The sequence below is a fragment of the Bifidobacterium imperatoris genome, assembly GCF_002860405.1.
Lineage (GTDB): Bacteria > Actinomycetota > Actinomycetes > Actinomycetales > Bifidobacteriaceae > Bifidobacterium > Bifidobacterium imperatoris.
Genome location: NZ_NMWV01000022.1, coordinates 1 through 20,697, shown reverse-complemented (window position 1 = coordinate 20,697; position 20,697 = coordinate 1). Strand labels below are relative to the sequence as shown.

Genomic DNA, 20,697 nt, shown 5'->3' with positions numbered 1-20,697 from the left:
CCGCTACAGTCGTATATAACCTTTACTTAAAAAGTCGTTATGCCATTCCGGCGCACCGCGCCACCTCCCGCCAGCCGGGAGGTTTTTGTATGAAAGGAACACTATGCCCGGATCGAACCTGACCCGTGTTGAGGCCGAAGAACGCAAGGCCGTAGTCGAAGCACCGATTCACTATCATGTGGACCTTGACCTGACCGTGGGCCCGAAGAACTTTGGTTCCAAAGCTCTGATTTGCTTCAATGCCGAGGAAGGATCCTCCACTTTCCTTGATTTGATTGCCGACGAAGTGACCGCCATCGAACTCAATGGCGAATCGCTTGATCCGGCTACTGCATACAAGGACAGCCGCATCGAGCTCAACCACCTGAAGGCCAAGAACGAGGTCACCGTCACCGCGTTGTGCCGTTACTCCAACACCGGTGAAGGCCTGCACCGCTCGGTCGATCCTTCCGATGGTAACGTGTACCTCTACTCTCAGTTCGAAGTTCCGGACGCCCGCCGTGTCTACGCCGTGTTCGACCAGCCTGACCTGAAGGCCACTTTTGACTTCAAGGTGCTTGCTCCGAAGAGCTGGATTGTCACCTCCAATATGCCTGCCGCCAGCGTCGAAGATGATGTGCGCGAAACCCTTGACGGTACTCTGGAAGAAAAGCCGAACGAATCCAGCCGCCTGTGGATCTTCGAGCCGACCCCGGTCATGAGCTCCTACCTGACTGCCATCTGCGCTGGCCCGTACGCCGAATGGCACACCGAATACCACAACGAAGACGGCCGCATTGTGCCGATGGCCCAGTACTGCCGCCAGTCCCTTGCCGAGGCATTCGCCAAGGACGTGGACTACTTGTTCGACATCACCAAGAAGGGCTTCGCCTTCTACGCCAAGACTTGGGGTGTGCCGTACCCGTACGCCAAGTACGACCAGATTTACGTGCCGGAATACAACGCCGGCGCTATGGAGAACATCGGCATGGTCACCATCCGCGACTCCTACGTGTTCGAATCCAAGGTGACCGATGCTCTGGCCGAACGCCGCGTGGTAACCGTGCTGCACGAGCTCGCCCACATGTGGTTCGGCGACTACGTGACCATGAAGTGGTGGAACGACCTGTGGCTCAACGAGTCCTTCGCTGAATTCACCTCCACGCTGGCCACCGCTGAAGCCACCGAATGGCACGATGCATGGGCTACCTTCTGCTCCGGCGAGAAGAGCTGGGCCCTGCGTCAGGATCAGCTGCCGACCACGCACCCGATTGTGGCCCCGATCAATGATTTGAACGATACCTACGTTAACTTCGACGGCATCACCTACGCTAAGGGCGCTTCCGTGCTGAAGCAGCTGGCCTTCTACGTGGGCCGCGAACAGTTCTTCAAGGGCATCAACAGCTACCTCAACCGTCACGCCTACTCCAACGCCACCCTGGCTGACCTGCTGGGCGAGCTGGAGAAGACCTCCGGCCGTGACCTGAAGGCATGGAGTGCCAAGTGGCTTGAGGAATCCGGTATCAACACCATCGCCGCCTCGGTAGCCGAAGCCGCCAATGGTACCATTGCCGAGCTCAAGCTCACCCAGACCGCTTCCGAAGAGCATCCGGTGCTGCGCCCGCATCGTCTGGCCATCGGCTTCTACAACGAAGATGAAACCACTGGCAAGATCGTGCGTACCGAGCAGATCGAACTTGATGTGGATGGCGAGACCACCATTGTGGAGGCTGCCGCAGGTAAGCAGCGTCCGGCTCTGATCCTCATCAACGATGATGATCTGACCTACACGAAGATTCGTTTCGATGCCGAATCCCAGGCTTTCGCCGAAGCCAACCTGCACCGTTTCGATGATGCACTGGCTCGCGCCGTGACCTGGCTGGCCTTCTGGGATATGACCCGCGATGGCGAATTCCCGGCCGAGCGCTTCGTGGACATGACCCTGCGCCTGCTGGCCACCGAGACCGAGTCCACCACGTTCCGTTACGCTCTGGCTTGCATGAGCACCACCGCCCACCACTATGTGGCACCGGCCCGCCGTGAGGAAGTGCTGTGCCACGTGGCCGCTGAGCTTTGGAAGTTGGCCAACGCCGCCGAAGCCGGTTCCGACAACCAGTTCCAGCTCATCACCGCATACCTCGGTTACGGTGAGGAAGGCGATGAGGCATTCGCTGCCAACGCTCGCGGCCTGCTCGACGGCACGGTGAGCCTGCCTGGTCTGGAGATTGACAACAACTTCACCTGGACCATCATCCAGTCCCTCACTTCCGTTAATGCGTTGAGCGATGACGAGGTTGAGGCTCAGCTGGCCAAGAAGGATTCGATTGTCAACCGTGAGTTCGCACTCGGTGCCCGCGCCGCACGACCGACCACCGAAGCCAAGGAATGGGCTTGGGATCAGGCGCTCAATAACGCTGAGTTGACCAATTCCCAGCTGGAAGCCGTGGCTCGTGGCTTCTCCGCCACTCCGAACACGGAGCTGGCCGAGCCATTCGCAGCCAAGTACTTTGAGACCGTGGACTGGATTTGGGCCAACAAGACCTACCACATGGCCGAAGCCCTGCTCAACGGTCTCTACCCGGGTTACGCCGACCCGGCCACCCTCACCAAGCTGGGTGACGCATGGCTTGAGGAGCACTTCGCTGCCGACAACGCCCTGAAGCGTCTGATCGTCGAGAATGTGGCCTCCTCGCACCGCACCCTTAAGGTTCGCGACTACAACGCAGCCCTGTGATTGTGTTTTCGCCTAGCTCCCCTCTCTGAGGGGAGCCGTCGCCAAGGCGACTGAGGGGAGCTGCCCCAGAGCAGCAGTCCACATACCAAAAGAAAACCCGCAAGCAATCCTCAACAGCGTATCCTCGCTCAAGGCTGGCAATGCGCCGGCCTGAACAAGCGAAGGATACGAGGATGATTGCGGGTTTTTCCATACTCTCACTATTGCTGATTCTGCTCGCCGGTATTGGAGCCGGATTCGTGGGATATGCGGTAGGCGCATCCTCGCTGGTTTCTTACCCGGCGTTGCTTGCGTTCGGCATCCCGCCAGTGCTTGCTAACGCTTCGAATACGGTCGGTGTGGTCGGTACGGGCATTGGCGGCGTGATGGGGGCGCATCGTGAGCTGAAAGGCCAGACTTTGCGCGTTATCACCTATGTGGCCATTGGTGCTATCGGTGGTGTGATCGGCGCATATTTGCTGCTGGAACTTGATCCGAAAGTCTTTGAATTTGCGGCTCCCGCGCTGATTCTGTTCAGCTCGCTCATCATTGCAGTCAATCCTCGCGGACGCATGCAGGCCAAGCAGGCGGCCGCTGATGCTGCAGCCCAACTGAACCATATGAATGCCGCCGAGCAAGCCACTCAAACAGAACCGATTGCTGAACAGCACAAGGCCGAGGACCGCGCGGCCAGACTTCCCGTTGACCAGCCTGTGCAGCCAATGAACAAAGACTCGTGGTGGGTGTGGATCGGCGTGTGGGCCGTGGCCATCTATTCCGGCTACTTTGGTGCTGGCGCTGGCACTTGCGCGCTCGCCGTACTCGATGCCGCTAAAATCGGACCATTCCACAAAATCAACGCACTGAAAACCCTGATTGGTACCGGTGCGAACATTACCGCATCCGTGGTGTTCATTGTGCGCGGTGCAGTTGATTGGCCAGCTGCCATCATGCTGTGCATCGGCTGCTTCATCGGTGGCTACATCGCTCCTCCCATCACCCGCAAGATACCCGCGAATATTATGCGTGCCGCCGCCGTGGTCGCCGGCATCGTGCTCACCATCGATTTGGCGCTCAAGACTTACTGAAGCGTGATTATCGCGAGCAAATGCAACCGAATTGAGCAGCAATGTGTCAATCAGTATGACATCGTGCGCTGAGCCGATTACCATAGTGCTCGTTATAGAACGAGACGGTATCAGACCGCTCAAGTGAAGGATGCAATAGTATGCCGAAAATGTTTGGAACTGATGGTGTTCGAGGACTAGCCAACAAGGATTTGACCGCGCGCTTGGCACTTGATTTGGGAGATGCGGCTGTGCGTGTGCTGGGCGACGCTGGCACAAAGGATGACCAGCCTGAGGGCCGTCGCCGTGCGCTCGTGGGTCGCGATACCCGAGTTTCCGGCGATTTTCTGGCTTCTGCGCTTGCTGCAGGCATGTCTGCCGGTGGTTTTGACGTGATTGACGCTGGCATTATCCCCACTCCGGGCGTGGCTTACCTGACCAGCGTGCTCAATGTGGAAATGGGCGCCGTGATTTCCGCATCCCACAATCCGATGCCGGACAATGGCATCAAGTTCTTCGCCCGTGGCGGCTTCAAGCTGCCTGATCAGAAGGAAGACGAAATCGAGGCTGTGCTTGGCCAGGATTGGGAGCGTCCGACCGGTGCCGGCGTGGGCCGCGTGAGCCACGATCAGACCACGGCTACCAACCTGTACATCGACCATCTGGTCTCCACCATCGCTCCGCTTAACGACGATCAAACCCAGCCGAAGCCGCTGAAGGGCTTGAAGATTGTGGCCGATTGCGCCAACGGCGCCACTTCCGTGGTGGCTCCTGAGGCTCTGCGCCGCGCTGGTGCCGATGTAATTGTGATTAACGCATCCCCGGACGGCTACAACATCAACAAGAATGCCGGCTCCACTCATCCTGAACAGCTGCAGGCGATGGTCAAGGCCACCGATGCCGTAATGGGTGTTGCCTTCGATGGCGATGCCGATCGCTGCCTTGCCGTGGACGAAGACGGCAATATGGTCAACGGCGATCAGATCATGGGCATCCTGGCCCGCGCCAAGAAGCGCGAAGGCAAGCTCAAGCACGATACGCTCGTGGTCACCGTGATGAGCAACCTTGGCCTGAAACTCGCCCTGAAAGATATGGGCATCAAGACCGTGGAGACCTCCGTGGGCGATCGTTACGTGCTCGAGGAAATGCTCAAGGGTGATTACTCGCTCGGCGGTGAACAGTCCGGCCATGTGATCAACCGCGAATTCGCCACCACCGGCGACGGCACTCTGACCGCGCTGACCCTGTGCAACGAAGTCGTCAAGTCCGGCAAGAGCTTGAAGGAACTTGCCGCCGACTTCCCGCAGCTGCCGCAAACCCTGATCAACGTGCCGAACGTGGACAAGAAGGCAGCTTCCACCAACAAGCGCATTCAGGAGGCCGTGGCTCACGAAGAAGAGCTGCTCGGCGATTCCGGCCGCGTGCTGCTGCGCCCCTCCGGCACCGAGCCGCTCGTGCGCGTGATGGCCGAGGCTGCCACCCAGGCTTATGCCGACGAAGTGTGCACGCGTCTGGCCAAGATCGTGGCCGAAGAGCTTGCACTGAAGTAGTCCCTTCCGCAAAGGAAATCCCGCAAAAGGAACCCGTATGTTTGGAAAGAGCACCAAAGTCGATCTCGAACTCAACCGTATCGTTGAGCAGCTCATCAAAACCGGCGGCAAGGAGAAGATTCTGCCCATTGTGCAGGCCGGCGAACCGGTACTGCGCCAACAGACTATGGCCTACAATGGCCAGCTCTCCAAGCGCACGCTGGACAAGCTCATCGACACGATGCACACCACGATGCTCGAAGCTCCGGGCGTGGGTCTTGCCGCCACCCAGATTGGTCTTGGCCTGGCGCTTGCTGTGGTCGAGGATCATGTACGTGACGATGAGGACGATCCGCGTGAAATCGCGGAATTCCCCTTCCATGTGATCATCAACCCCAAGTACACGCCCGCCAGCGACAAGACCGCATCCTTCTATGAGGGCTGCCTGAGCTTTGATGGCTACCAGGCTGTGCGCAAGCGTTGGCTTGATATCGATGCTGAATGGGATGACGAGGACGGCAACCGTCACAAGGAGCGTCTGCATGGTTGGCCGGCACGTATTTTCCAGCATGAAACCGATCATTTGAGCGGCGAACTCTACATTGATCGCGCGGAGATTCGCTCGTTGACCACCTACGAGAACCTCGAGGACTACTGGTGCAACGACCCAGTGCCCACCGAGGCCGCCGAAGAGCTCGGTTTCGCGCTGTAAACCGATCACCCTACCTCAACATCACCATGATCGCCATGACTGTAGGTTTTTGAACACTGCTGTAGGGTTTTGAACGTTTTTCGTTCAATTTCCTACAGTCAACGTTGAAAAACCTACAGCCAAGGGTGAATGGGCATCGGCACAAAGTGGTGTGCGATTGAGACCATGAATACTCTGTATGCAAAGCTGCACAATTATGCGTTGATAGGGTGATGTTGGATTCCTCGACAGGTCTGAGGATTCGTTTATACTTCTGACCTCGTGAGTGAGTATCAGGACAGCCGTCAGCAGCGTGAGAACCGCCGCCGCACTATGGTGCGCGTGGTGTGCGTTGTCATAGCTGTGGCCATGCTTGGCTCCCTGGTTATCCCGGCAATTTACGCTGGACTTTGACGCTGCCTGTGCGCATTCGTGCTTGCGGCTTTCACGTCTGATGCCTAATGATTCGAATTGCGCGGTCAGCGGAACACAACAAGCATCACTGGCCGATGCTGGACAATCGAAATCATAAGCATTTACTGCCGCGGCAATAGCGCCAGACATCATCAACAAGCAATGTTTGGCGACGGAATGTGCACAGGCTGTCAACAAGGACGTGGCATCAAGGAACTTTCAAGAATCAACAGTAAGGTAAAACACGATGGCAGAATTTGACTTTACCCAGGCAATCGGCGAGGCCCGCGCTAAGTATGATTCCATCGCCAAGGCGTTGGACGTGGACCGACTCAAGGCCGAGATTAAGGAACTCGAGGCTCAGGCAGCAGCCCCGGGCTTGTGGGATGATCCCGAAAACGCGCAGAAGGTGACCAGCAAGCTTTCCGCTACCGAATCTCAGCTCAAGCGCCTGAACTCTGCATCCCAGCGTATTGACGATGTGGAAACGCTCGTGGAGCTTGGTCGTGAGGAAGGCGATCAGGATTCGTTGGAGGACGCGCAGAACGAAATCGGCGCAATCCAGCAGGACCTCGATCAGATGGAAATCCAAACCCTGCTCGACGGTGAATACGATGAGCGTTCCGCCGTGGTTACCATTCGTTCCGGTGCCGGTGGTGTGGATGCTGCGGACTTCGCACAGATGCTGCTGCGCATGTACCTGCGCTATTGCGAGCGTAATGGCTTTAAGGCCAAGGTGATGGATACTTCCTACGCTGAAGAAGCCGGCATCAAGTCCGCTACCTTCCAGGTGGACGCTCCGTACGCATACGGTCGACTTTCCGTGGAAGGCGGCACACATCGTCTGGTGCGCATCTCCCCATTCGACAATCAGGGCCGCCGCCAGACCAGCTTCGCCGCTGTGGAAGTGGTGCCGCTGGTTGAGGCCACCGATCACATCGATATTCCGGATACGGATATTCGCGTGGATACCTACTGCTCCTCCGGTCCTGGCGGTCAGGGTGTGAACACCACCTACTCCGCTGTGCGCATCACCCACTTGCCCACCGGCATTGTGGTGACTATGCAGGATGAGCGTTCCCAGATTCAGAACCGTGCCTCCGCTATGGCTGTGCTCCAGTCTCGACTGTTGGTGCTGCGCCACGAGGAGGAAGCCAAGAAGAAGAAGGAGCTTGCCGGCGATATCAAGGCCAGCTGGGGTGATCAAATGCGTTCCTACGTGTTGCACCCGTACCAGATGGTCAAGGATTTGCGCACTGGTTACGAAACCAGCCAGACCCAGGCCGTGTTCGATGGCGACATCAACGGCTTTATCGAGGCTGGCATCCGTTGGCGTCACGAGCAGCGCCGTCAGGCTGAATCCGAAGAGTAAGAAGAGCAATCGGTACTCTCCGAAAACCTGTCCAGATCTGCTAAAAAACTGCAGCGAGTATTGGTTATGGCTCCCCTTATCGGGGAGCCTGCAATACCGCTTACAGCACTGGCAATACAAGGGAAACACAAAGGAAAACGGATATGGCATTGATCTCACTGGACAAAGTGTCCAAGATCTACCCTAAGGGTACGCGTCCGGCGCTGGACAATATCAGTCTTGATATTGAGCGCGGCGATTTCGTGTTCCTGGTGGGTGCTTCTGGTTCAGGTAAAACCACATTATTGAGTCTTCTGCTGCGCGAAGAGGAGGCCACCAGCGGTGAGATTCGCGTGGCCGGTAATGATTTGCGACGCATTACGAACCGTCAGGTGCCGCAGTATCGCCGTTCTTTGGGCTTTGTGTTCCAGGACTACAAGCTGCTGAACAATAAGACGGTCTGGGAGAACGTGGCATTCGCGCTTGAGGTGATTGGCACTCGCCGTTCGACCATCAAATCGCTGGTTCCTAAAGTGCTCGATACCGTGGGCTTAACCGGCAAGGAAAAGAATTATCCGCATGAGCTTTCCGGCGGTGAACAGCAGCGTGTGGCCATCGCTCGCGCGTATGTGAATCATCCTCAGATTTTGCTGGCCGACGAGCCCACCGGCAACCTTGATCCGACCACATCGCTCGGCATTATGGAGGTGCTGGATTCCATCAACCGCACCGGTACCACCGTGGTGATGGCCACGCATAACGAGGAAATCGTGAACTCGATGCGCAAACGTGTGGTGGAGTTACATAATGGCAAGATTGTGCGTGACGAGGCTCATGGTTCCTATGATTCCGCGTTGTTCTTCCCGGATGCCGAGGTTGAGGCGCGCTCCGATAAGGCGAATCACATTACTGTTCCAACGCGCGCTGCCATTGACATGGGGGAGGGGCCGTCCGAAGGCATCGCCCGTTTGGCGAACTCGGTGCATTCCGGCCGCACAGGCCGTTATGGTGAAACGTTTGCGCCGATTGAAGATACGTTGACTTGGGGCAAGGGGCTGCCGCTCGATGAGCAGGCTGCCGCAATGGAACAAACGCAGGCTTTCGATCCGCTGAAAGATACGGCTGATGATGCCGCGGTTTCCTCCAATGAGCGTGATGATTCTCGATTCGCTCCGCCGCGTGTGCCGGAAACTCAGGAAGCCGCGCCGCTGGCACCTCCGGCTCCGCCAGCTCCTCCTGCACCTCCGGCTCAGCGGTCTACTGCTGAGGCTACACCCGCACCATCTGATACGAGTACCGCTGACGCTGACAAGAAGGGGGAGTAGTAAGTCATGCGTGCGCAATTCATCCTGTCTGAAACATGGACCAATCTGCGTCGAAATCTGGCCATGCTGCTGTCGCTGATGCTGGTCACGTTCATTTCCTTCCTGTTCATTGGCGCATCCGTACTGACGCAGGCGCAGATTACCAAGGCCAAAGGCGATTGGTATGACAAGGTTGAGGTTGTGGTCTGGCTCTGCCCGGACGGCACCAGTCAGTCCGCCAACTGCGCTTCGGGCAAGTCTCCTTCCGCTCAGGAAATCACTGATTTGCAGAAGACTATTCGCGATGAGCTCAATGATGTAGTCGCCAAAATTGATTACGTCAGCAAGCAGGATTTCTACGACAACACGTTCACCAAGCAGTATCCAAACGGCGAATTCCAAGGCCGAACCCTCACTGCGGATGATATGCAGGATTCGTTGTGGCTCAAGCTCAAGGATCCCACCAAATATCAGGTGGTGGCCGAGGTGCTTTCCGGTAAGCAAGGCGTGGAGGATGTGACCGATCAACGGCAGATCTTCGACCCGGTGTTCGCCGTGCTGAACCGTGCGACCGCGGTGACTGCAGTACTGGCAGGCGTGATGGTGCTCGTGGCCATCTTGCTGACCGGAACCACGATTCGCATGTCCGCAGCTTCCAGACGTACGGAAACCGAAATCATGCGATATGTCGGAGCCTCCAACTGGACCATTCGATTGCCGTTTATTTTGGAGGGGGCGATAGCATCCTTGCTGGGTTCGGTGCTCTCCTGTCTGATGCTTTCGGTCATCGTTCGTGTGTTCATCACCGGATGGCTGGCACAGTCGGTGACATGGATTCCGTATGTGAATCAGCTCACAGTGCTGATGATTTCGCCATTCCTGGTACTTGGCGCGGTATTGCTGTCGGTGATTGCCTCCACGATTTCGCTGAGGCGTTATCTGAGAGCGTAAGCGCTGCGCAACACCGCATGCATTCTCAGATTCGCATGTTATGGTGTGCACTTGTATGGCAATGAAAGGATCTTTTCGTCCATGAATAAGACGACCAACACAATAAAGCCCGCGCTGGCAGCGTTGACGGCGGGTATGTGCTGCGTGGCCGGATTGGTGATGGCTCCTGCGCAGCCTGCTGAAGCGAGCACCTACTCCAATTTGGTCAGTGCGCAGAATCAGCATGCGGCTTCCGTGGCACGCGAGGCGCAGCTCAAAGCGCAGCTGGCAGGTGTCAGCAGCGAGCTTGCAAACAAGATCGTGGAGCTGGACGATCTGACCAACAACAAGATCGTTGCTGCTCAGGATAAGGTTACGCAGGCCAATGCCGATGCGGCCGCCGCTCAGGAAGAGGCTCAGGCTGCGGCTCAGCGTCTCGAAGCTGCTCAAAAAGATAAGGAAACGCTTGAGCAGCAGATTGAGCAAACCGGCAAGGACTATGATGACGCGCATGCCGCTGTGGCTCAGCTTGCTCGAGACAGCATGCATGGTTCTAGTACGTCCGAAGTCATGAGCGTGGTTACTGGTGCCAGCAGCACGCAGGACTTCGTCAATTCCATGCAGTCCCGTGATGCATTGTCTCGCAATGAGGCCAATGCTGCTTCTACGGCTGCCAGTGATTTGAGCACATCTAAGAATCGTGGCGAGCGTCTTGCCGCCATCGAAAAGCAGATTGCCACGCTGAAGACGCAGGCTGATCAGAAGTCGGCCGCGGCGCAAACCGCTGCTGAAAATGCTCAGAGTGAGCGTGATGCTCTCGAACAGCTTCGTGAAGAAGGTGAGCAGCGCCGTAACGAGCTGACCTCGATGGTTTCCAACCTGAAGGACCAGCAGGCGGCTCAGGCGGCTCAGACGGTGTTGCTGGCTTCCCGCGTGGATTCCTACAACCAGCAGTACATCAAGGAACAGGCTGCTGCCGGCGGGCAGGTGAACAATGGTCAGCAAGGTGGTGGTGGCACTGGTGGCGGCACCAGTGGTGGTACGTCTTCCGGTGGCAGCAGTTCGGCTGGTGGTAGCACGGGCCAGGGCACTTCGAATGGTGATGTCGGCAACCGTTACTACCCGGGCCAGTGCACTTGGTACGCCTACAATCGCCGTAAGGAAATGGGCATCGGTACGCCGTCCTACCTGCACAACGGTGGTGAATGGTATCTGAATGCTCCTCGATACGGTTTGCGTGTGGATCATGTGCCTCAGGTGGGTGCGGCATTGTCCTTCCCGCCTGGCGTTGCCGGCGCTGATGGTACGTATGGCCATGTGGCGGTAGTGGAATCTGTTTCCGGAAACACGGTGACGATTTCCGAAATGAACGTCAAGGGCGCATACGTGATCAGCTGGCGAACGCTGTCTAACGCCAGCGCGTATTGGTACGTGCACTGATACGCGGTATGCGCAACGCCTAAGCTGCTCATAGCGAATATGTGAGCTGGACAAGCTATTAAGCTAGACAATCCCCCTCCTATTCTTGGGAGGGGGATTATTGAATGAAAGGAGGGAAACCTTATGGCCAAGGAAACCGGTGAAAAGCTGATTGTGCAAAATAAGAAGGCTCGTCATGACTATGCCATTGAAGACAAGTATGAAGCCGGCATTGCGTTGACTGGTACTGAGGTGAAATCCCTGCGTGAGGGGCGTGCCTCACTGTCTGAAGCGTTTATTTCCATTGATCGCCGCGGAGAGATGTGGCTGGAAGGAGCCAATATTCCCGAATATCTGAACGGTACGTGGAATAATCACGCCCCGAAGCGTAAGCGTAAGCTGCTGCTGCATCGTCAGCAGATTACCAAGCTGGCCCGTGGCATCGAAGCCAAGGGCTACACCATTGTGCCGCTGAGCCTGTATTTCAAGGATGGCCGGGTTAAGGCTTCCATTGCGCTGGCTCGAGGCAAGAAGGAATTCGACAAGCGTCAGGCGCTGCGCGAGGAACAAGACAAGCGTGAGGCGTTGCGTGCTATGCGCTACGCCAATATGCGTCACTAAGCACTGTTCCGTTGATGCTGGTGCTCGGCTGCTAAGGGCTCTTCTCTTTTTCTGAGAAGAGTCTTTTTTCTTATGCTGCTCACAATGGTTAGTGTCCACAACGTGAACAATATCTCGCAATATTAACCGCTCTGTAGCATTGCGAACCTACGCTCTGGAGCCAGCTGGGAAACATACCCGCCCAGTTGACTAGATGGAGAGAGGAAATCCAATGTCTTTAAGCAAGGGAATACAATCCGTGGCTGCAGCTACATTGAGCGCGGCAATGCTTATCGCCGTAGCTGCCTGCGGCACCACAGACAAAGCTGATACCGCTTCGGCCAATACCGACTCCGGTTCATCCAATAGCACGCAAGGATTCGATACCAGCAGCATCAAAAAGGACGATGCCATTGCCGCGCTGCTTCCGGATTCTGTTGCTGGAGATGGCACGTTGACAGTCGGTACCGATACTTCATACGCTCCGGCTGAGTTCTTGGCCGAGGATGGCAAGACGCCGGTCGGTTTTGATGTTGATTTGTCCAAGGCGCTGGCCGCTGTATTTGGTCTTAAGGAAAAGACCGTTTCGTCTACTTTTGATTCGATTATTCCGTCCGTTGGCTCCAAATATGATATTGGCATTTCGTCCTTCACTGTGACGAAGGAACGTCTGGATGCCGTTGATTTCGTCACCTACTTCAAGGCTGGCTCCACTTGGGTAACCAAGAAGGGCAATCCGGACAAGGTGGATACCTCCAACCTGTGCGGCGTCAAAGTGGCTGTGCAAACCGGTACCACGCAGGAAGAGGAAATCAACGCCGCCAACGACCAGTGCAAGGCCGATGGCAAGGCTGAGATTGATGTCCAGTCCTCCAAACTGCAGACTGATGTGACCACCGCTGTGGCTTCAGGCAAGGCATCCATCTTCTATGCCGATTCTCCGGTGGCCGGCTATGCCATTGAACAGACCGGCGATACGCTAGCCGCTCTTGGTGACGATACCGGTGTGACCCCGGAAGCCGTGGCCATCAAGAAGGGTGATTCCGCTACCGCCGAAGCCGTGCAGAAGGCTATGCAGAAGCTGATGGATGACGGCACCTACAAGAAGATTCTTGATACTTGGGGAGTTTCCTCGGGTGCTGTCGACAAGGCTGAAATCAACCCTGCCGTATCTGAGTGATACACGCGAGTGATATGGTGTCAGGGTTCTGTACCATGCCAACCGAATCGTATATGTATGCACGTTAGTGTATAACTATACCTAATGATTGATGACGGCCGGCCAATCGAGGCCGGTCGCCCAAGAGAAGAAGAGAAACAATTATGCAGTCCAAGAAGCTGAAGACCATCGCGGCCGCCGCTCTCAGCGCGGCAATGCTGTTCACCGCCGCTGCCTGCGGCACCACCGACGAAGCCACCTCTGGTTCTGGTTCCGACTCCGGTTCCGGTGAGGCCAAGGCCATCACCAGCTACGATGTGAGCTCCGTCAAGAAGGATGATGCCATCGCCGCACTGCTGCCCGAATCCGTTACCAAGGATGGCAAGCTGACCATCGGCACCAACCCGTCCTACGCTCCGGCAGAGTTCCTGGATTCCGACGGCAAGACCCAGATTGGCTACGACATGGACCTGGCTCACGCTCTGGGCAACGTGTTCGGCCTGAAGACTGAAATCGTCTCCTCCAACTTCGACACCATCATTCCGGCTATCGGCTCCAAGTACGACCTAGGTATCGCGGCTTTCACCATCACCAAGGAACGTATGGAATCAGTTGATTTCGTCTCCTACTTCACTTCCGGCATGGCCTACGCCGTGGCCAAGGGCAACCCGAACAAGGTTGACGCCAGCGATCTGTGCGGCTTGAACGTCGCCGTGGAAACCGGCACTGTTGAAGAGGAAGCCATCAACGAAACCGCCAAGCAGTGCAAGGCTGACGGCAAGAAGGACATCACCATCCAGTCCTCCAAGCAGCAGACCGATGCCACCACCGCAGTGGTGACCGGCAAGGCCGATGTGTTCTTCGCTGACTCCCCAGTGGTTGGCTACGCCATCGCGCAGACCGATGGTCAGCTCGAACAACTGGGCAAGGACTTCGACTCCGTGCCGAACGCCATCGCTATCAAGAAGGGCGACACTGGCACCACCGAAGCCGTGCAGAAGGCTATGCAGAAGCTGATGGATGATGGCACCTATGGCAAGATTTTGCAGCACTGGGGTGTTGAATCCGGTGCTCTGACCAAGGCTGAAGTCAACCCCGACGTTGAGTGATCGCTAGTCATAGTTGCTGGCTCAAGGGGTAGCTCACCCTGTATAAAGAATGGGGCGCTTATGTTGCATGTAACACAGGCGCCCCATTCATGCGTTAAGGTGCAACGTTAGTTCTTATGGTCGCCTTCAGCGGCCTCAATATGTACACAAGGAATCAACAATGGCGAAGAAAGTAGTTGACGGCGAAGGACTCGACATCCCCAACCGCATCAAAGCCCTACCGGTTAAGCGCCCGGGTCCGATTGTGGCCGCAGTGATTGTGGCGCTGCTCGCCGCAATGCTCATTCAGGGCATGATTACCAATCCGCGACTGGATTGGCCCACCGTGTGGAAATACCTGTTCAACGAGAATGTGCTCGAAGGTATTCGTTACACGCTTGAGCTCACTGTGATTTCGATGGTGGTGGCCATCATTCTTTCGGTGATTCTCGCCATTATGCGCAAATCGATTAACCCTGTGCTGCGTGGCGTCAGCTGGTTCTTCATCTGGTTCTTCCGCGGAACTCCTGTGTACACGCAGCTGATCTTCTGGGGTCTGTTCTCTGTGCTGATTCCCAAGCTCAGCCTCGGCATTCCATTCACCTCCGTTGAATTCTGGAGCATCGACTCCAATGTGGTAGTCACTGCATTCAACGCTGCATGGATTGGTTTGGCGCTGAACGAAGCCGCATACCTTTCCGAGATTGTGCGCGCCGGCCTCGAAGCCGTTGACCCTGGCCAGACCGAGGCTGCAGAGGCACTGGGCATGAACCGTACGCTGATCATGCGTCGCATTGTGCTGCCGCAGGCCATGCGCATTATCATTCCGCCTACCGGCAACGAGACCATCGGCATGTTGAAGACCACATCTCTGGTCACCGCCGTGCCGTTCACCTTGGAACTTCAGTTCGCCACGAATGCTATCGCCAACCGAATCTACAAGCCGATTCCGTTGCTGCTCGTGGCCTGCTTCTGGTACCTGCTCATCACCTCCATTCTCATGGTGCTGCAGTCCCGCCTGGAGAAGCACTTCGGCAAGGGCTTCGATGCTCGCGCTATGGGCACTCGCGGCAAGCAGCCGCCGCTGCCGGGTAAAACCGAAGGCGAACCTAAAGATGACGTGAACAAGCTGAACGAAGCCGCATTCACCGGCATGACCGCGTGAGCAGGAAAGGCGAATCAATCATGACTGAAACTCTTAACAGCTCCGCCGTAGTTCCCGCTATCAAAGCCACACAGGTGCATAAGGCTTTTGGCACGCTGCATGTGCTCAAAGGTGTTGACCTGACCGTTATGCCAGGCACGGTAACCGTGATTCTGGGCCCCTCCGGCTCCGGAAAGTCCACATTCCTGCGCCTGATCAACCAGCTGGAAACCCTGACTGGTGGCTCCATCGAAGTCAACGGCGAGCTCGTTGGCTACAAGCATGTGGAAAAGAACGGGCAAGATATGCTGCAGACCCTGAATGACAAGGAGATTGCCGCACAGCGCTCCAAGCTCGGCATGGTGTTCCAGCGTTTCAACCTGTTCCCGCATATGACCGCCATTGAAAACGTGATGGAAGCACCGGTCCATGTGCAGCACAAGTCCAAGAAGGAAGCCCATGATTTGGCTGTTGCCGAGCTGGAACGCGTGGGCCTGGGCGAGCGACTCGATTATTACCCGTCCCAGTTGTCTGGTGGTCAGCAGCAGCGTGTGGCCATTGCTCGCGCACTGGCCATGAAGCCGGAAATCATGCTCTTCGACGAGCCGACCTCCGCACTCGATCCGGAACTGGTGGGCGAGGTGCTGAACGTTATGCGTTCCCTCGCCAAGGAAGGCATGACGATGGTGTGCGTGACCCATGAGATCGGCTTCGCTCGTGAAGTGGCTGATCAGGTGGTGTTTATGGATGGGGGAGTCGTAGTCGAAAAGGGCGGCCCCGAAATCATTGACAACCCCACTGAGCCAAGGTTTAAGGACTTCCTCCAGCACGTGCTGTAGTAGGCTTATAGGTTATGTGTGGAATTGTTGGATATGCAGGAAATGTTGAAACCGCTTGCGGCAAGCCGCTGGAAGTGTGTCTTCAGGGCTTAGCTCGTCTGGAATACCGTGGTTATGATTCGGCCGGTGTGGCCTTGAGCGCGCCGGGCATGGATAAGGTGGCTGTGCGCAAGAAGGCTGGCCGTTTGAAGAACCTGGTCGAAGACATCGAGCGCAAGCCCATGCCGGCCGCAACCGTAGGCATTGGACACACTCGTTGGGCTACCAATGGTGAGCCGAGCGATGTGAACGCCCATCCGCATACCAGCATGGACGGTAAGGTTGCCATCATCCATAACGGCATCATCGAAAACGCCTCCCAGCTGCGCCTCGACCTGCAAGCTGAAGGTTTCCGTTTCGCCTCCGCCACTGATACCGAAGTGGCTGCCAAGTTGCTGGGCAAAATCGTTGACAAAATCATCGAAGAAGAAGGCCATCCAGACCTGTTCAAGGCCGTACGCCGCATGGCCCGCATGCTTGAAGGCGCATTCACCATTCTTGCCACCGACTGCCGCCAGCCGGATATCGTGGTAGGTGCGCGTCATGATTCCCCGCTCGTAGTGGGATTGGGCGAAGGTGAGAACTTCCTTGGCTCCGATGTGGCCGCATTCGTGGCCTACACGAAGCGTGCTATGGAAATCGATCAGGATCAGGCCGTATGCGTATCCGCAGATAAGGTTGTCGTCACTGATTTCGAAGGCAACGTAATAGAGCATCCGAAGACCTACACCGTGGATTGGGATGCTTCAGCCGCCGAAAAGGGCGGTTGGGATTCCTTCATGGATAAGGAAATCCATGAAGACCCGGCTGCCGTACAGCGCACCTTGCTTGGCCGCTTCGATAAGAACGGCGACATCACCCTCGATGAAGTTCGCATCGACGAACACGACTTCAAATCCATCGACAAAATCATCGTCGTAGCTTGCGGTACCGCAAGCTATGCCGGCCAGGTGGCCAAGTATGCCATCGAACATTGGGTGCGTATCCCTGTGGAAATCGAACTCGCACACGAATTCCGATACCGTGATCCGATTCTGACCCCGCGCACGCTGGTGGTGGCCATCTCGCAGTCCGGCGAAACGATGGATACGCTGATGGCATTGCGTCACGCGCGTGAACAGGGCTCCAAGGTGTTGGCTATCTGCAACACCCAGGGCGCGTCCATTCCGCGCGAATCCGACGCCGTTCTATACACGCACGCCGGTCCGGAAGTGGCAGTGGCCTCCACCAAGGCTTTCGTGGCGCAGATCACCGCCGCCTACCTGCTGGGCCTGTACCTGGCTCAGGTCAAGGGCGCGATGTTCCGTGATGAGATTCATCAGGTGCTTGACTCCCTGAAGGACATGCCGCGCAAGATTCAGTGGGTGCTGGACACGCAGCCGAAGACCATTCAGGCTGCCGCCGAGCGCATGGTGAACGCCAACTCGTTCCTGTTCCTCGGCCGCCACGTAGGCTATCCGGTGGCATTGGAAGGCGCACTGAAGTTGAAGGAAATCGCCTACACCTTCACCGAAGGCTTCGCAGCCGGCGAATTGAAGCATGGCCCGATTGCCTTGGTGGACGAAGGCGAACCTGTGGTGTTCATCGTGCCGCCAGCACGCGGCCGCAATGTGTTGCATGCCAAGGTGATTTCCGGCATCGAAGAAGTCAAGGCTCGTGGCGCATACATTATCGCAGTGGCCGAGCAGGGCGACCCGGATGTAGAGCGTTACGCGGACGTGGTGTTCTGGCGTCCTGCTTGCCCGACATTGATGAGTCCGCTTGTGGATGTGGTGCCGCTGCAGTTGTTCGCAATGGATATGGCCAAGCTCAAGGGTTATGACGTGGACAAGCCACGCAACCTCGCCAAGTCCGTTACCGTGGAGTGAGCCTAATGCCGAGGCCACATCGATTTGTGACTGAGGAACCTCATATTCCGTTTGATTTGGATGTGCTCTATGAGGATGAGCGGCTTATCGTGATTGATAAGCCGCACTTTCTTGCCACGATGCCACGCGGCATGTGGTATCGCGAAACGGCGTTGATTCGGCTGCGCGAGCAGTATGGTGAGCCGGATATCATTCCAGCGCATCGTTTGGATCGTATGACGGCAGGCGTGCTGGTGTTCGTGCGTGATAAGTCATGCCGTGGCGCATATCAGATGCTGTTCCAGAACAAGCAGGCGGTCAAGATGTATGAATGCTTGGCTCCATGCAAGCCGATTAGTCGGCCACGGTTTGGCACAGTGACGCAACTGGAATCGCCTCGGCCTTTCCCACTGCTACGGCGATCGCATATCACCAAAATTCGCGGCATTATGACCGCTTATGAAGAGCCTGGTGCCGTCAATGCTGAAACAATAATCGAGCGCGGTCCACTGGAAGACAGCAAGCAGCTGGTTTGCCGGTACACATTACATCCGAAAACCGGTAAAACGCATCAGTTGCGCGTGCACATGAATTCGTTGGGGCTGCCCATTGTCGGCGACAATTATTATCCACGCATTCAGAATTGCCCTTACGACGATTTCAGTCAGCCACTGGCGCTGGTTGCACGCACATTGACATTTACCGATCCCATCACCGGAGAGTTACTCGAATACACCTCGCGTATGCCGCTTAGCTGATACTGCTCAATTCAGATCACGTACGGAACCTCGTTCAATCAGTTCGGTGGGAATAACGGTTTTGATGCCGGTGGGTACTTTCTCGCCTTCGCATTGACGGCGAATCATCGAAAAAGCGGTCGCTCCAATATCGTCGAAACGCATACGCATGGTGGTCAGATTAAGACGCGGCACCATATCCACCAGCGAGTCATCCACGCCTACGACGCTCACATCTTCCGGTACACGCTTGCCTGCGGATTGCAGGCCTTGAATTGCGCCGTATGCCATCTGATCATTGGCTGCGTAAATCGCTGTGCAATCGGGGTTGTGAGCCAAAGCCACACCTGCCTGGTAGCCGGAATCCGCGCACCAATCACCGATGTACATACTGGGCACAGTTGCGCCCATCTGCTCCAGGGCCTCTCGCCAGCCACGGGCGCGAGATTCGGCGGCACGGGAGGTAGCGGGGCCGGCGATATGGTAGACGGTTTTGTGGCCCTTGCTCATCAGGTAGTCCACGATGGCGGTGGAGCAACCGTATTGGTCGGCATCCACGGTGGGGCAGTAGTCGGCAGCTCCCTCGGAAATCAGTACGACCGGCAACTCCTTTGGCGGCTTGTACCCGATGAAGTCGGAGATGCGTTCCTCAAGCACTACGATGACGCCGTCCACTGGCTGTTGCTGCATACGCTCGATTGCGGCCGCCAAAGTTCGTTCGGAACCATGACGCATGGTTTGAATGGTTACGGAGTAGTCGTCTTCGGCGGCGGAGGAGATGATGGCATCAAGAATGCGGGAGTTGCCGAATGTGGCAGTATTGAACATCACTACGCCGATATCTTGGAATTTACCGCGTTTCAGCGCTCGCGCGGCATAATTCGGGCGATAGCCGAGCTTTTGCATGGCTGCTTCGACCCGTTGACGAGTTTCGGGCTTGACGGCGTCGCTGCCATTGGCCACTCGGGATACGGTTTGGGGAGAGACACCTGCGGCCTTTGCTACATCTTGCATGGAGACTTGTGATGCTCGTGACATAATGACCCCCGGTCAGTATCAACTTCAACTGTGCTCTCTCGAATAATGCCATTCATCATCGAACAAACGGTAACGATAACATCATTGTTTTCGTGACCATTGTATCAGACATGTCTAAAAACCTTGAATTCAACACAAGTGGACAATGTTTGAAATCGTGTTATGATGATAACGCAAACATTTTTATCAACCTTCGAAGGAGAGGGGTTGGAATGGCTTCAGCTGATATCACTGCTGAACCTGTGAAGGCAGGCGAGGTGCGTGTGAACAAGCATAAGGCGGATTGGCGTGGATGGAAGTTCATGTGGCCGTTCGCAGTGGTGTTCATCTTCGTGTTCATCATTCCGATTGTGTACGCCATCTACATTTCGTTCTTCAAGAAGCAGATGATTGGCGGCACCAAGTTCGTTGGCCTGCAGAACTACCAGCGTCTGCTTGTCGACCAGCAGTTCTGGAGCTCGGTCGGTCGCGTGGCCCTGTTCACTGTGGTGCAGGTGCCGATCATGCTGTTCCTCGCGGCTGCAATGGCATTGGCCATCGATTCGATGAAGCTGCATGGCACGAAGTTCTTCCGCATCTCCACCTTCCTGCCTTACGCAGTGCCCGCCGTGGTCTCCACGTTAATCTGGGGCTTCGTATACGGCGCCAAGTACGGCCTGGTCGGCTCCTTCAACAGCTTCTTCGGCACCCATATCGATGTGTTGAGCTCAGACGTGTTGCTTGCCGCCATCGCAAACATCAACACCTGGGAGTTCACCGGTTACAACATGCTGATCTTCTACAGCTCCCTGTCCACGATTCCGCACAGC

At 56.3% G+C, this 20,697-nt stretch carries 18 protein-coding genes; 17 read left to right on the top strand and 1 reads right to left on the bottom strand.

All coding sequences use genetic code 11. The features are described 5' to 3' along the window. Positions 1-103 precede the first annotated feature (103 nt). The 16 genes from pepN to Tam1G_RS07845 all read left to right on the top strand — a co-directional run bounded on the left by pepN (position 104) and on the right by Tam1G_RS07845 (position 18,871). The gene (gene pepN, locus Tam1G_RS07915) at positions 104-2,713 is read left to right on the top strand and encodes an aminopeptidase N (protein WP_101626113.1); all 2,610 of its coding nucleotides are present in this window, start codon (positions 104-106) and stop codon (positions 2,711-2,713) included. Positions 2,714-2,886: 173 nt separating this feature from the next. Beyond that, positions 2,887-3,780, top strand: a complete 894-nt coding sequence (locus tag Tam1G_RS07910) for a sulfite exporter TauE/SafE family protein (RefSeq protein WP_101626112.1) — start codon at positions 2,887-2,889, stop codon at positions 3,778-3,780. A gap of 140 nt (positions 3,781-3,920) precedes the next feature. Next, positions 3,921-5,309: a phosphoglucosamine mutase gene (glmM, locus tag Tam1G_RS07905; RefSeq protein WP_033889526.1), complete on the top strand. Its 1,389-nt coding sequence runs from the start codon at positions 3,921-3,923 to the stop codon at positions 5,307-5,309. Positions 5,310-5,346: 37 nt separating this feature from the next. Beyond that, positions 5,347-6,000, top strand: a complete 654-nt coding sequence (locus tag Tam1G_RS07900) for a peptide deformylase (RefSeq protein WP_101626111.1) — start codon at positions 5,347-5,349, stop codon at positions 5,998-6,000. Positions 6,001-6,261: 261 nt separating this feature from the next. Then, positions 6,262-6,393 (top strand): hypothetical protein, encoded by a 132-nt coding sequence (locus tag Tam1G_RS12020; protein ID WP_272945240.1) that lies wholly within the window; start codon positions 6,262-6,264, stop codon positions 6,391-6,393. Between the two features lie 247 nt (positions 6,394-6,640). After that, positions 6,641-7,765, top strand: coding sequence for a peptide chain release factor 2 (prfB, locus tag Tam1G_RS07895; protein WP_101626110.1), 1,125 nt, complete (start codon positions 6,641-6,643; stop codon positions 7,763-7,765). Between the two features lie 143 nt (positions 7,766-7,908). Further along, the gene (gene ftsE / locus Tam1G_RS07890; protein ID WP_101626109.1) at positions 7,909-9,069 is read left to right on the top strand and encodes a cell division ATP-binding protein FtsE; all 1,161 of its coding nucleotides are present in this window, start codon (positions 7,909-7,911) and stop codon (positions 9,067-9,069) included. Positions 9,070-9,075: 6 nt separating this feature from the next. Further along, positions 9,076-9,999, top strand: a complete 924-nt coding sequence (gene ftsX, locus Tam1G_RS07885) for a permease-like cell division protein FtsX (protein ID WP_101626108.1) — start codon at positions 9,076-9,078, stop codon at positions 9,997-9,999. 81 nt (positions 10,000-10,080) lie between these two features. Next, complete coding sequence (locus tag Tam1G_RS07880) at positions 10,081-11,418, top strand: CHAP domain-containing protein (protein WP_033889530.1); 1,338 nt, start codon at positions 10,081-10,083, stop codon at positions 11,416-11,418. A 123-nt stretch (positions 11,419-11,541) separates the two neighbouring features. Next, on the top strand, positions 11,542-12,018 hold the full coding sequence (gene smpB / locus Tam1G_RS07875; protein WP_033889531.1) for an SsrA-binding protein SmpB: 477 nt from the start codon (positions 11,542-11,544) through the stop codon (positions 12,016-12,018). A 211-nt stretch (positions 12,019-12,229) separates the two neighbouring features. Further along, complete coding sequence (locus tag Tam1G_RS07870; protein WP_101626107.1) at positions 12,230-13,177, top strand: ABC transporter substrate-binding protein; 948 nt, start codon at positions 12,230-12,232, stop codon at positions 13,175-13,177. A 143-nt stretch (positions 13,178-13,320) separates the two neighbouring features. Next, a complete protein-coding gene (locus tag Tam1G_RS07865) occupies positions 13,321-14,265 on the top strand; it encodes an ABC transporter substrate-binding protein (RefSeq protein WP_033889534.1) in 945 nt (314 codons plus the stop codon). 160 nt (positions 14,266-14,425) lie between these two features. Beyond that, positions 14,426-15,409 (top strand): amino acid ABC transporter permease, encoded by a 984-nt coding sequence (locus Tam1G_RS07860; RefSeq protein ID WP_033889535.1) that lies wholly within the window; start codon positions 14,426-14,428, stop codon positions 15,407-15,409. 20 nt (positions 15,410-15,429) lie between these two features. Continuing rightward, entirely contained in the window at positions 15,430-16,227 is a 798-nt protein-coding gene (locus Tam1G_RS07855) for an amino acid ABC transporter ATP-binding protein (protein WP_101626106.1), read from the top strand. Positions 16,228-16,241: 14 nt separating this feature from the next. Then, positions 16,242-18,134 carry a glutamine--fructose-6-phosphate transaminase (isomerizing) gene (gene glmS / locus Tam1G_RS07850; protein WP_033889537.1) on the top strand — a complete coding sequence of 631 codons (1,893 nt, stop codon included), beginning with the start codon at positions 16,242-16,244 and terminating at the stop codon, positions 18,132-18,134. 5 nt (positions 18,135-18,139) lie between these two features. Then, on the top strand, positions 18,140-18,871 hold the full coding sequence (locus tag Tam1G_RS07845; RefSeq protein ID WP_033889538.1) for a pseudouridine synthase: 732 nt from the start codon (positions 18,140-18,142) through the stop codon (positions 18,869-18,871). 6 nt (positions 18,872-18,877) lie between these two features. Here Tam1G_RS07845 and Tam1G_RS07840 read toward each other — a convergent pair whose 3' ends face one another. After that, positions 18,878-19,864 (bottom strand): LacI family DNA-binding transcriptional regulator, encoded by a 987-nt coding sequence (locus Tam1G_RS07840; RefSeq protein ID WP_081889936.1) that lies wholly within the window; start codon positions 19,862-19,864, stop codon positions 18,878-18,880. 236 nt (positions 19,865-20,100) lie between these two features. Here Tam1G_RS07840 and Tam1G_RS07835 point away from each other — a divergent pair. Beyond that, positions 20,101-20,697 (top strand): carbohydrate ABC transporter permease (locus tag Tam1G_RS07835; protein WP_133124996.1); only part of this gene is annotated, 597 nt, incomplete at its 3' end.